This is a genomic window from Microbacterium sp. UBA3486 (assembly GCF_002377845.1).
Taxonomy (GTDB): domain Bacteria; phylum Actinomycetota; class Actinomycetes; order Actinomycetales; family Microbacteriaceae; genus Microbacterium; species Microbacterium maritypicum_A.
In genome coordinates, this window is record NZ_DFQP01000046.1 from 1 (window position 1) to 11,427 (window position 11,427).

Below are 11,427 nucleotides of genomic sequence, written 5' to 3' on the forward strand. Positions count from 1 at the left end.
CGGCACCGGCACCGGCACCGGCACCGGCCCCGTTACCCGCCGCGACGCGGAGGTCTGCCCAACCGAGGAGCGCGCCGCTCGCGTCGAACACCGCGATCCTGTGCGCGCCGAGCGGAGCGTCCGCCGGGACGGTCACCGAGATGGTGCCCGCGTCCGTGAGCGTCCCCGACGCGATCCGCGTCGGGTCGGAGTACATCCACACCGACACGTCCGTTCCCGCGCCGCCGGCCCCGACCGTGATCGTGACCTTCTGCCCGCGGGTCGCGACCGACGGGTCCACCGTCAGACCGTGGCGATTGTCGTCGACGAGGCCGGTGCCGGGGAGCGGCGGGGTCTCGCCGCCGGGGGTGCCGTCGTCGACTCCCGGCAGCGTTCCCGTGCGCAGCGCCTCGGAGGCGAACCCGTCGGCGAACCACCACACCGGGCGCTGTCCATCGACCGACAGCGAGGCCGGCGCGGTCGCGAAGCCCTCGTTGTTGATGTCGGGCATCCCGGCAGGGCGGGCGTAGTGAACGAGGCTCGGCTGCCCGGTGCCGTTCAGCGTGATCTCGGCGGAGCGGCCCTGGCAGCCGTCGTCGCACACGGCCCACAGGGTGTTGCGCACGGTGTCGTAGTCGAGCGCCATGACTCCGGTGAGACCGGGAGCGATCTCCGACACGAGCGTCGCGGAGCCGTCGGCCCCGAGGGCGAATGCGTAGACGTGACCGTTGTCCTCGACCGCGACGAAGAACAGCCCGTCACCGTGTCCGGCATAGTCCTTCGGGTCGTACGCCGCACCCGTCCTGTCGTCGAAGAGCTTTCCGGCGAGCGCGGCATCCGGCACCCACTGCACGGCCTCCATGCCGAGGTTCGCCCCGACGGCAGGAAGCAACGCGGTCAGATCCCATTCCTGCTGGGCGACGAGATCGCCGTCCGAGGCCTCGGGGTCGACCTTCAGCACCACGTTCTGGTTCACGCCCTTGGCGCTGTTGTCGCGTTCGGACGCCACGTAGACGAAGCCGTCTCCGTCGACCGTGATGCCTTCGGTGTCGGGGCCCGCGGCGCCCGGGTTCGCGGCGTCCTTCTGGAAGCGCACACGCTTGCCCGCATCCCAGCCGTCGACCTTCTCGACCGAGCCGTCGGCATGCGCCTCGAGCTTCCAGATACGGCCTTGTCCGTTGTCGACCGCCCAGAGGAACGCGCCGTCGGCGGTCTCCTGCACGTCGAGCCCCGAGCTGTCCTCGAGGAACGTCGGGATGCCGTCCACCACGCGCACCTCGGCAGAGCCGGGCCACGGCGACACGGCAACCTCACCGGGGCACACGTTCGCGGTGCCCTTCGTGGGCGCTGCGGTGACGGCGAACGCGCCGCTCGTGTCGGGGCAACGCCCCCAGGTGGTGGCGGCGTGGCCCGCACCCCAGGTGGTCTCGTCCACGAGCAGGTCGCCGTCGAACACCCGCACCGCATCGCCGGCGCCGAGGCCGAAGCCGAGCTGCGCCCGCTCGATCACGAGGTACTCCCCCGCGCCGAGGAGGGTTCCGGCCGGGATCGCGTACGCGTGGGTGTCGTCGTCGTCCTTCACCACGATGCCCGACACATCGAGCGCCGTGCTCGTCGGGTTCACGAGCTCCACCCAGTCGTCGGGCGAGCCGCCGTCGGATTCGACCTCGTTGATGCGCACGGGGTTGCCGCAGGCGTTGCGCAGCCCCTTGGTCGAGACCGCGATGTCGACGAAGTCGCCGGTGCCGTCGGCGCAGCGGGCGAGGACCCCTGCGGCATGCGCGGCGTACACGTGCTCATCGACCGTGTTGCCGTTCGCGTCGCGGATCGTCACGGTATCGCCGTTACCGAGACCGAAGACGAAGTTCGTGGGCTGGTCGAAGACGAAGTAGCCTCCGGGCTGCAGGATCGTGCCTGCGGGCAACGGAGTGGTTTCACCAGCGTGGCCGACGGGGTCGCTGTCCATCACGGTCCAGCCGGAGAGATCCACCGCCGTGCTGCCGGTGTTGACGACCTCGACCCAATCTGTGGTGTCGCCGTTCGACTCGATCTCGTTGATCACGACGTCGGGCATGACGCACGAGTTCGTGGCGCCCGGGGTCGGGTGCGCGAGCACGAAGGAGCCGACGCCGTCAGGGCAGCGCGCCAGGGTGGCCGCGGCGAAGTCGCCGTCGATCGCCGCGTGCCCCTGCCACGGGAGCGTGTCGTCGATCATCGCGCCCGAGGTGTCGTAGAGGCGGATGCGGTCGGCGCTGCCGATGCCGATCGGCTCGCGGAATGCGGCCTCGACGCCTCCGGAGACCCCGACTGTACCCTCTTCGACCACGAGGAACTGTCCCGCGCCGATCTGCGTTCCCGGGAGGAACTGCCAGCGGTGATCGTCCGAGTTGTCCCGGATCTCGTAGCCCGAGATGTCGAGCACAGCGGTGCCGGGGTTGTAGAACTCCACCCAGTCGGCCGGCTGCGAGTCGACCTCGTTGATCACGATGGAACCGGCGACAGGAGCAACCTCGCAATCGTTCGCAGCGCCGGGCGTCACCTGCGTCGCCGGCGCCCAGGCACCCGTGCCGTCAGGGCAGCGCGCCCACACCGACAGCGGCGCGGTGTTCGCATACGCATAGGAGTCGACCTCGGTGCCGTCCGGGTCGAAGAGCACGACCTCGTCGCCCTTGCCGAGCCCGAACGCGAAGTCGACGTCCTTCACCAGCACCAGGAACTCCCCCGGGGCGAGCGACGTGCCATCCGGGGCCGCGCCGAAGGTGTCGCGCTTCTCGTCCGCGATCTTCCACCCCGCGAGATCGACCACCTCGGTCCCGGCGTTGTAGATCTCGACCTGGTCGGCGAGTCCGGTCGCCGCGTCGTCGTAGACGATCTCGTTCAGGACGAGACTCGGAGCGGTCGACGTCGCCACGGACGGGCGGATGCCGGGGTCGTCGCCGATCGCGGCGATGGGAGTGGCGAGCAGGGCGGCGGCGCTCAAGGCGCACACCGCCGTGACCGCCGCTGCACGGTGCAGGCGGGGCATGGAGGACTCCTGGGTGGCTGGGCCGGCAGACCCCAGGGTGCAGGGCCGGACCGGAGGGGGACTCAGTCGGGTACCCGCCCAGACCACCGACCCCACGTGGCCGCAGAGGATCCGCCGAGTGCACGGCAGATGAACGGGAGGTGGCCATCCGCTGCCCACGTCTTCGCCGCGACCGGTTCCCGTCCCGGTCGCACTTGCCGCCGCATCAGAGCGTCCGGAACGGCGGGTGGTGCGACCGGAACGTGCCCGAGGGGAAGAGCCTCAGGCGATGCGCGTGCCCGGGGGCAGCCGGCGAGCCGGCGTCCGCGTGCGCGCCCATGCCCCCGCGAACAGCGAACCCGCGATGACGATCTGCACCCCCAGGCCGACGAACCAGCTCGGCACCGTCGAGTCGATCACCTCTTGGGGTGTGCGGTACCCGCCACCGGGGTCGCACTCGTCCCAGCGCTGTTCCAAGGGCGAGAGCTGCGCGCTGCGCAATCCGTACTTGATCTGACCGAACATGTCGACGGGATAACCCCCCGTCGCGTACTCGGTCGGGGTCGCGTCGGCGAGCACGACGAACGGGTTCGCGGCGAGCGTCCACCACACCAGATCGAACCGAGGCACATCCTGGGTGCTGTTCACCTCCCAGCGATCACAGTCCGGCGTGCCGTTCGCGTCGTACGGGCGCGAGTACACGGTCGCTTCGCTGCGCACCGCCATGCCGCCGAGTCCGAACACGATGAGCGTTCCGAACACGAGCGCGGCGACGACCAGGTAGGTCGTCGCGACCGAGAACAGCGGACGCGCGATGAGTCCGCTCAACCCCACTCCGATCGCGGCCACGATGATGATCTCGGCCGCGAGCACGAGCAGGGAGATGAGCAGCACGGCCGGGTTCGCTCCCCCGCCCAGCAACGACAGGGCCAGGAACGGCACCGCGACCACCAGGAAGGCGCCGCCGGTCGCCACGGCCGCGACGAGCTTGCCGAGCATGATGTCGCCGGTCGACGCGGCGGTCACCTGCACGGCCGCGAGCGTCGCGGCATCGCGATCCCCGTTGATCGCGTTGCCGCTGAGCGTCGGCGACACCAGCACGACCAGCAGCAGCACGATGTTGACGACGATCGAGTAGACGCCGGCACCGACCGCATCGCCCCAGGAGTACACGGCGAACGAGAGCCCCGTGACCCCGAGCAGCACCAGGGCGAAGACCCCGAGCAGCACATACCAACCCACGCTGCGCAGGCGCTGGGTCAGTTCGAGTCGGGCGATGATGCCGATGTTCGCGAGGCTCATGCGCCCGCCTCCGTTCCGGTGGATGCCTGGGGTGGTGTCGCATGATGCAGGTTCAGGAACGTGTGCTCCAGCTGGTTCTGCGCCGGAGCGAACTCCACGACCGGGAGCCCCGCCTCGATCAGATGTCGAAGGGCCTGTGCTGCGGCATCCTCTCCCTCGAATCCGACGAGCACCGCTCCACGATCCTGCGAGAGGGATTCGGGGGCGATACCGAGATTCGAGGCCACCTGCCAGGCATCGGCCTTCATCCGATCCTCGGTGGCACCGGCGAGACGCACCCGCCACGCGCGCAGCATGCTCCGCGCCGGTGCGGCATCGACGACGGCACCGGCGACGAGGAAGACCGCGTCGTCGACGACCTCTTCGAGCTCCGAGAGGATGTGGCTCGAGATCAGCACGGTGCGCCCCTCCGCCGCGAAACGGCGCAGCAGCACCCGCAGCTGCACCCGCGCCTCCGGATCGAGACCGGAAGCCGGTTCGTCGAGGAGCAGCACCTGCGGGTCGTTCACCAACGCGCGTGCCAGGCCCAGCTTCTGCTTCTGCCCTCGCGACAGCACCTTGGCCGGGGAGTCGGCGAGTTCGGTCAGGCCGACGAGGGCGAGCAGCTGCTCCGCACGGACCGCGGCCTGCGGCTTCTCGATGCCGTACAGGCGGGCGGTCGTGACGATGGTCTCCCGTGCGGTGAGCGACGGCCACGCACCGAGAGCGTCCGGCATCCATCCGAGCAGGCGTCGTGCGGCGAGCGGATCGACGGAGGGGTCGACGCCTCCGATGCTGATCGTCCCGGTGTCGGGAGCGAGGAGGGAGGCGAGCATCAGCAGCAGAGTGGTCTTGCCTGCTCCGTTCGGCCCCACGAGGCCGGTGACCCGGCCGGGCTCGGCCCGGAGAGTGGCGCCCCTCACCGCCTGCACCGTCCCGAACGCTCTGCTGACGTCTTGCACCACGATTCCGGTCATGCGGTCAGTCTGGCATCCGGAGTCCGTCGCCTCCGGGACCTCGGGGCGGATGTTCAGGCCCGGCCGCAGAGGGGTGACACAATCAGCTCATGCGCACGATCCTCAACATCATCTGGGTCATCCTCGCCGGCTGGGCCCTGTTCCTCGGGTACGTCCTCGCCGGCATCCTGCTGTGCATCCCGATCATCACGATCCCCTGGGCGATCGCCTCGTTCCGCATCGCCGCTTACGCGATCTGGCCGTTCGGCCGCGAGGTCATCAGCAAGCCCACCGCGGGTGTCGGGTCGTTCCTCGGCAACGTGCTGTGGGTGATCCTGGCCGGCTGGTGGCTCGCGATCGGACACATCGTGTCCGGAATCCTGCTCTGCATCACGATCATCGGCATCCCGATGGGCATCGCCGACTTCAAGATGGTCCCGATCTCGCTCATGCCGCTGGGCAAGGAGATCGTCTCCACCCGCCGCGGTGCCTTCGACCGCACCCTCTGAGCGGGAGTCCGCCGACACCGGCCCCATTCACACCAGCCCCTCTACACTGGCCCGATGGATGCCGCCCGTCTGATCGCCTGGGATCAGGAGCTCCGGTCGGCGCACTCCCGTCTGCGTGCCGCCCTCGCCGCCACGCGCGACGCCCTCGACCAGGGCACGGACGTCCCCGATGCCACATCGGAACTCGTGCTCTACTGCGTCGGATTCTGCGCCGCCCTCGACGGCCACCACGGCGCCGAGGATCGGCAGCTCTTCCCTGCTCTGCGCGCGGAGCATCCGGAGCTCGGCGGGATCATCGACAAGCTGATGCAGGACCACTCGATGCTCGCCCACCTGCTCGCCTCGCTGCGGGGTGCAGCCGAGCGCGGCGACGATGCGACCACGATCGGCGGTCACCTCGACGGGATCGCCGCGATCATGGAATCCCACTTCCGTTTCGAGGAACGCGAGATCCTCGAGCCCCTGCGCGCCCTGATGCTCGAGAGCGACGTGCAGAGCGTGCTCGGACCGCTCTGACGCCGCGGACCTGCGCGACCGCGTCAGCTGCGGAAGAAGGCGACGCCCAGATCCGGATGATCGACGAACACGCCGTCCACGCCCTGACGTGCGATGACGCCCCACTCCGCCTCGTAGTCGCCGTAGGCGCCGCGCCCACCCCGGCCGCGGAACTCCGCCGCGAGGAAGGCGTTCTCCGGCCGGCACGTCCACGTGAAGACCTGCAGACCTCGTGCATGCGCATCGGCGACGATCGTGTTGCCCCGGTCGAGCAGCATCTTCTTGCTCACGCTGATGCCGTCGACCTGTCCGACGAGGGCGTCGAGCCCCTCCGGGGTGACGGTCTCCCTGTACGTGCGGGCGTGCGTGCCCTCGGCCACCAGGAGGTCGTACGGACGCCCCGACGCCTCGATCAGGTAGATGTACGACGCGGAGATCTCGCGTTCCCGCAGCTGCCCGAGCACGGTCGACTCGAAGCACTCGATCACCAGCGGCAGCTCCCCCTCGGCCCATCCGGCGTCGCGCAGCTCGCGGTCGATGAGGGGGGCCAGGTCCAGGCCGATGCTCGCGAAGTACGTGGCGTGCTTGACCTCGAGCACCACGCCGACCTCGCGTCCATGCTCCGCCGATCCGTCGCGCACGATGTCGAGCACATCGCGCAGGCGCAGGATCTGCTGGGCGCCGTCGAAGCTTGCGCTCGACGCCCGCACCTCGGGCAGCCGCTCGCGGATGCGCAGGGTCGACAGCTCGTCCCAGGTGAAGTCTTCGCTGAACCATCCGGTCAGCGCCTGCCCGTCGACGCGCTTCGTCGTCTTGCGGTCGGCGAACTCCGGATGTTCCGCCACGTCGGTCGTGCCCGAGATCTCGTTCTCGTGCCGCACGATGAGCACGCCGTCCTTGGTCGCCACGACGTCGGGTTCGACCGCATCCACCCCCATGGCGAGAGCGAGCTCATAGGAGGAGCGGCTGTGCTCCGGGCGATAGCCGGGCGCACCGCGGTGCCCGATGACGAGGGGTGATTTCCTGGGCACGCTCTCAGCGTAGAACACCCCGGCGGTGCGCCCTCCCGAGTATCGTGGAGGAAAGAGACCTACTACCCCCCTTTGGAGTGAGGCCCACCAATGAGCAACTTCGCTTTCAACAACCCTGCTTTCCAGCAGCAGGACCCGCGCAACGTCGCGACGTACCCGGGCGGACCTCAGGCTGCCCAGGGCGCGCAGAACGCCTCGCTCCAGCACGGGGCGATGGACGCTGCGGCCAACGCACAGCTCGAGGGCATGTACGCCGCCCCGCCGGCCGGAGCGATCGAGACCGACCGCATGTCGGTCGAGGACACGGTCTGGAAGACGGCCGGCCTGTTCGGCATCCTGCTCGTCACCGCCGCGATCGGCTGGGTGCTGACGCTCGGCGGCCTGGACGTGCCGCGATATGACCCGTACAACCCCGCGCCCGTCAGCATGCTGCCGTGGATCGTCGGCGCCCTCGGCGGCTTCGTGCTCGCGATGGTCATCACCTTCACGTCGCGCAAGAAGGTCCGGCCCGCGCTGATCTTCGCCTACGCGGCGTTCGAGGGCCTCTTCATCGGTGGCATCTCGGCGTTCTTCGAGGTCATCTACCCCGGCATCGTCTTCCAGGCGACGCTCGCGACCGTCTCGGTCGTCGGGGTGACCCTGGCTCTCTTCGCGAGCGGCAAGATCCGCGCGTCGAAGAAGGCGACGAAGATCTTCATGATCGCGATGATCGGCTACCTGGTCTTCTCGCTGCTGAACCTGGTCCTCATGTGGACCGGCGTGCTGCCCCAGGGCCAGGCCTTCGGCCTGCTGAGCGCCAACATCTTCGGCATCCCGCTCGGTGTCATCATCGGCGTGCTCGTCGTCATCATGGCGGCGTACTCGCTCGTGCTCGACTTCGATCAGATCCAGCAGGGCGTCCGCAACGGCGCTCCCCGCAAGTACGGCTGGCTCGGCGCCTTCGGCATCATGGTCACGGTCGTCTGGCTCTACGTCGAGATCCTGCGCATCATCGCGATCGTCCGCGGCAACAACTGACCGCGAACCGATCCGACCACGTCGAGAGGCCCGTCTCCCCTGGGGAGGCGGGCCTCTTCGCACATCCAGGCGTGTGTGCGCAAGGGGTTGGCACTCGAGCAGCGATGTCGGCAGTCTGGATATCAGAAGCCCCGGCACCCCGGGGCTCCCGATCCACAGGAGCTGACCATGAGTTTTCTCGGCTTTCTTCTTCTCGGCCTCATCGCCGGAGCCATCGCCAAGCTGATCCTTCCCGGCAAGCAGGGCGGCGGCTGGTTCATCACGCTGCTCCTCGGCGTCGTGGGCGCACTGCTCGGCGGCTGGCTCGGCAGTCTGATCCTCAACCGTCCGCTCACCGAGTTCTGGGACCTCGGCACCTGGCTCCTCGCCATCGCCGGTTCCATCATCGTGCTCCTGATCTACGGCCTGATCGCCGGTCGCGGCCAGAAGGCGCGCAGCTGACGGCACCCGCCGTCGACGCCACGCGCGTCACCCTGATGCCCGTCCCCATCGGATGCCTCGTGCACCCGAAGGGGGCGGGTCATTTCTCTGCCCCTCGTGCCTTCCGCTCCAGCAGCGATCGCTCCCGATCATTGCCGGCGAGTCCGGCGGCGACGGTGAACGCGCTCCGGGCTTCCTCCTCGCGCCCGAGCCGACGCAACAGTTCGCCGCGTGTCGCGGGCAGCAGGTGGTAGCCGCGCAAGGCGCCCGAACTCGACAGCCGGTCGATGATGAGCAGAGCGGACGCCGGCCCGGTCGCCATCGCCACCGCGGCCGCCCGGTTGAGCTCGACCACCGGCGACGGAGCGAGCCGCCCGAGCGCCTCGTAGAGCAGCACGATCCGTTCCCAGTCGGTCTCCTCGACAGACGCCGCCACGGCATGGCACTCGGCGATCGCCGCCTGCAGCCCGTAGGCACCGCGCCCGCGTCCGAGAGCATCGGCGGTCGCCAGCGATGCACGTCCACGCGAGATGCGGCCACGATCCCAGCGCCGACGGTCCTGATCGGCCAGCAGCACCGGGTCGCCGTGTCGATCCACGCGCGCCCCGAATCGCGCGGCCGTCAGCTCCATCAGCGCCAGCAGGCCGTGCACCTCGGGTTCCTGCGGCATCAACGCGGCGAGCACGCGCCCGAGACGGATGGCCTCGTCACTCAGCTCGGGGCGCATCCAGTCGGGCCCGCTACTCGCGGCGTGGGCCTCGTTGAAGATCAGATACAGCACGCCCAGGATCGCACCGATACGCGGCGCACGCTCCTCGCGGGAAGGCACCTCGAACGGGACGTCGGCGGCGGAGCGCGTCTTCTTCGCCCGCACGATGCGCTGCTGCACGGTGGCGGTCGGCACGAGGAACGCGCGGGCGATCTCCTCGCTGGAAAGCCCACCCACCACCCGCAGCGTCAGAGCGACCTGCGCCTCTTTCGAGAGCACAGGGTGGCAGGAGATGAAGATCAGACGCAACACGTCATCGTCGACGGCGTCCGGGTCCCACAGCAGGTCTCGCCCCTCCCGCTGCTCCTGCTCCAGGTCGTGTGCGAGAAGGGCGACCCGCTCGTCCAGACGCTCCTGTCGACGCCACCGATCGATGGCCTTGCGTTTCGCGACCGCGGTCAGCCAGGCCCCGGCGTTGCGCGGGACGCCGTCGACCGGCCACTGCCGCAACGCATCCACCAGCGCCTCCTGAGCCAGGTCCTCCGCGAGGCCGAAGTCACCGACCATGCGCGTCAGAGCTCCGACGATGCGGGCGGACTCGATGCGCCACACGGCGGCGACGGCGCGCTCCGCAGACCCGGTATCGGGAGCGGAACGCGCCGTCTCGCTGTATGGGGAAGAGTCCGTCACTGCTGTGCCATCACTGCTGTGCCATCACTGCTGTGCTGCGCGCTGAGCTGCTTCCTCGCGCCAGCCCTCTTCCTTCTGGATCCACTCGTTGTCCGCCGGGAAGTCCTCGACGCCGGTCACGCGACGCACTTCGAGGAACGAGCCGGCGCCGAGAGGCGCACGGCTGGCCCACTCGGCTGCCTCCTCGCGCGTGGGGACCTCGATGATCCAGAAGCCGTTGAACAACTCCTTCGTCTCGCCGTAGGGGCCGTCGGTGATGAGCGGCTTCTCGGTGCTGAAGTCGACCACGAAACCCTCGGCCGCATCGGTCAGGCCCTCGCCCGCGACGAGCACTCCGGCCTTGATCAACGACTCGTTGTACTTGCCCATGGCCTCGATGACCTGCTCGAAGGGCATGTCCTTGTAGGCCTCGACGGCCTCGTCGGTCGCGCGCATGATGAGCATGAACTTCATGATGTTCTCCTTGTTCGAAGGGCCGTCTCTCGACCCTCTCATCAATGACGTCGAACGGGAACGACTCGGATCGACATCATCCCGGAATTCTTTCTGAAGAACTTCTCGGGGCGGTCGTAGACTCGCTCCCGTGACCGCCGCAGACCTCGTGCAGAGCATCCGATCCGCGCTCCGTGATGAGGCCGATCCGGAGCTGGCACCCGCGCAGCAGGCGTACATGAAGTCGGCGCTGCCCTTCCTCGGCGTACGTGTTCCCGGGGTGCGAGCCGTGACGCGTGGGCTCGCGCGCGAGGTGACGGATACGGCGGTGTTGCGCGGTACGGCACTCGTGCTGTGGCGGGAGGCGGCGTTTCGCGAGGAGCGCTACGCCGCCAGTGCTCTGATGACTCTGCGTCCGGTGCGAGCCCGACTCGACATGCTCGATGTGCATGAGGAGATGATCCGCACAGGAGCGTGGTGGGATCACGTCGACGAGGTCTCGCATCGGCTCACCGAGACGCTCGATGCGCACCCTGCCGAGATGACGCCGGTGCTGCGGACGTGGTCGCGCGACGACGACTTCTGGGTGCGCCGGGCGAGCATCATCTCCCAGCTCGGACGCAGAGGTGCCACCGACCGCGAGCTGCTCGCCACTGTGATCGAACCGAACCTCGCCGACACCGAGTTCTTCATCCGCAAGGCCATCGGCTGGGCACTGCGCGAGCTCGGCAAGACCGACCCGGCGTGGGTGCGAGCCTTCGTCGAGTCGCACGAGCTGTCGCCGCTCTCCCGCCGCGAGGCGCTCAAGCTGCTCTAGATCACGCTCCGGTCGCAGTTCCTGCCGCGCGGGCCGCCGTGAGGCGACAGAAAGTGCGACCGGAGCGGTCAGGCGACGCGGTCAGGC

11 protein-coding genes are annotated in these 11,427 nt (G+C 69.1%); 5 read left to right on the forward strand and 6 right to left on the reverse strand.

All coding sequences use genetic code 11. The features are described 5' to 3' along the window. From B2869_RS06725 to B2869_RS06735, 3 genes are all read right to left on the reverse strand, one after another. The coding region (locus tag B2869_RS06725) for a lamin tail domain-containing protein (RefSeq protein WP_292764164.1) at positions 1–3,004 on the reverse strand (3,004 nt) is incomplete at its 3' end. A 261-nt stretch (positions 3,005–3,265) separates the two neighbouring features. After that, on the reverse strand, positions 3,266–4,285 hold the full coding sequence (locus B2869_RS06730; RefSeq protein ID WP_021198879.1) for an ABC transporter permease: 1,020 nt from the start codon (positions 4,283–4,285) through the stop codon (positions 3,266–3,268). Then, the gene (locus B2869_RS06735; protein ID WP_021198880.1) at positions 4,282–5,241 is read right to left on the reverse strand and encodes an ABC transporter ATP-binding protein; all 960 of its coding nucleotides are present in this window, start codon (positions 5,239–5,241) and stop codon (positions 4,282–4,284) included. Before B2869_RS06735 ends, B2869_RS06730 begins: the two co-directional genes overlap by 4 nt. An 89-nt stretch (positions 5,242–5,330) precedes the next feature. On the opposite strand from B2869_RS06735, the gene B2869_RS06740 reads away from it, so the two are divergent. Together B2869_RS06740 and B2869_RS06745 are read left to right on the forward strand one after the other, a co-directional pair. Next, entirely contained in the window at positions 5,331–5,729 is a 399-nt protein-coding gene (locus B2869_RS06740) for a YccF domain-containing protein (protein ID WP_021198881.1), read from the forward strand. 54 nt (positions 5,730–5,783) lie between these two features. Continuing rightward, on the forward strand, positions 5,784–6,245 hold the full coding sequence (locus tag B2869_RS06745; protein WP_292764173.1) for a hemerythrin domain-containing protein: 462 nt from the start codon (positions 5,784–5,786) through the stop codon (positions 6,243–6,245). A gap of 23 nt (positions 6,246–6,268) precedes the next feature. Here the strand turns inward: B2869_RS06745 and B2869_RS06750 are convergent, their stop codons facing one another. After that, entirely contained in the window at positions 6,269–7,255 is a 987-nt protein-coding gene (locus B2869_RS06750) for a glycerophosphodiester phosphodiesterase family protein (protein WP_029258589.1), read from the reverse strand. A 90-nt stretch (positions 7,256–7,345) separates the two neighbouring features. On the opposite strand from B2869_RS06750, the gene B2869_RS06755 reads away from it, so the two are divergent. After that, a complete protein-coding gene (locus B2869_RS06755) occupies positions 7,346–8,272 on the forward strand; it encodes a Bax inhibitor-1/YccA family protein (protein ID WP_021198884.1) in 927 nt (308 codons plus the stop codon). Between the two features lie 168 nt (positions 8,273–8,440). Beyond that, positions 8,441–8,713 carry a GlsB/YeaQ/YmgE family stress response membrane protein gene (locus B2869_RS06760; RefSeq protein ID WP_021198885.1) on the forward strand — a complete coding sequence of 91 codons (273 nt, stop codon included), beginning with the start codon at positions 8,441–8,443 and terminating at the stop codon, positions 8,711–8,713. Between the two features lie 79 nt (positions 8,714–8,792). Here the strand turns inward: B2869_RS06760 and B2869_RS06765 are convergent, their stop codons facing one another. Then, positions 8,793–10,091 (reverse strand): RNA polymerase sigma factor, encoded by a 1,299-nt coding sequence (locus B2869_RS06765; RefSeq protein ID WP_292764178.1) that lies wholly within the window; start codon positions 10,089–10,091, stop codon positions 8,793–8,795. A gap of 24 nt (positions 10,092–10,115) precedes the next feature. After that, a complete protein-coding gene (locus tag B2869_RS06770; protein ID WP_292764181.1) occupies positions 10,116–10,544 on the reverse strand; it encodes a YciI family protein in 429 nt (142 codons plus the stop codon). Between the two features lie 130 nt (positions 10,545–10,674). Between B2869_RS06770 and B2869_RS06775 the strand changes: the two genes are divergently transcribed. After that, the gene (locus B2869_RS06775) at positions 10,675–11,340 is read left to right on the forward strand and encodes a DNA alkylation repair protein (RefSeq protein ID WP_292764184.1); all 666 of its coding nucleotides are present in this window, start codon (positions 10,675–10,677) and stop codon (positions 11,338–11,340) included. Positions 11,341–11,427 lie beyond the last annotated feature (87 nt).

What these genes read in the sequence shown, in the direction of transcription:
- B2869_RS06740 (WP_021198881.1), top strand. Translation starts at nt 5,331, where the DNA reads ATGCGCACGATCCTCAACATCATCTGGGTCATCCTCGCCGGCTGGGCC.
- B2869_RS06730 (WP_021198879.1), bottom strand. Translation starts at nt 4,285, where the DNA reads ATGAGCCTCGCGAACATCGGCATCATCGCCCGACTCGAACTGACCCAG.
- B2869_RS06760 (WP_021198885.1), top strand. Translation starts at nt 8,441, where the DNA reads ATGAGTTTTCTCGGCTTTCTTCTTCTCGGCCTCATCGCCGGAGCCATC.
- B2869_RS06770 (WP_292764181.1), bottom strand. Translation starts at nt 10,544, where the DNA reads ATGAAGTTCATGCTCATCATGCGCGCGACCGACGAGGCCGTCGAGGCC.
- B2869_RS06755 (WP_021198884.1), top strand. Translation starts at nt 7,346, where the DNA reads ATGAGCAACTTCGCTTTCAACAACCCTGCTTTCCAGCAGCAGGACCCG.
- B2869_RS06735 (WP_021198880.1), bottom strand. Translation starts at nt 5,241, where the DNA reads ATGACCGGAATCGTGGTGCAAGACGTCAGCAGAGCGTTCGGGACGGTG.
- B2869_RS06745 (WP_292764173.1), top strand. Translation starts at nt 5,784, where the DNA reads ATGGATGCCGCCCGTCTGATCGCCTGGGATCAGGAGCTCCGGTCGGCG.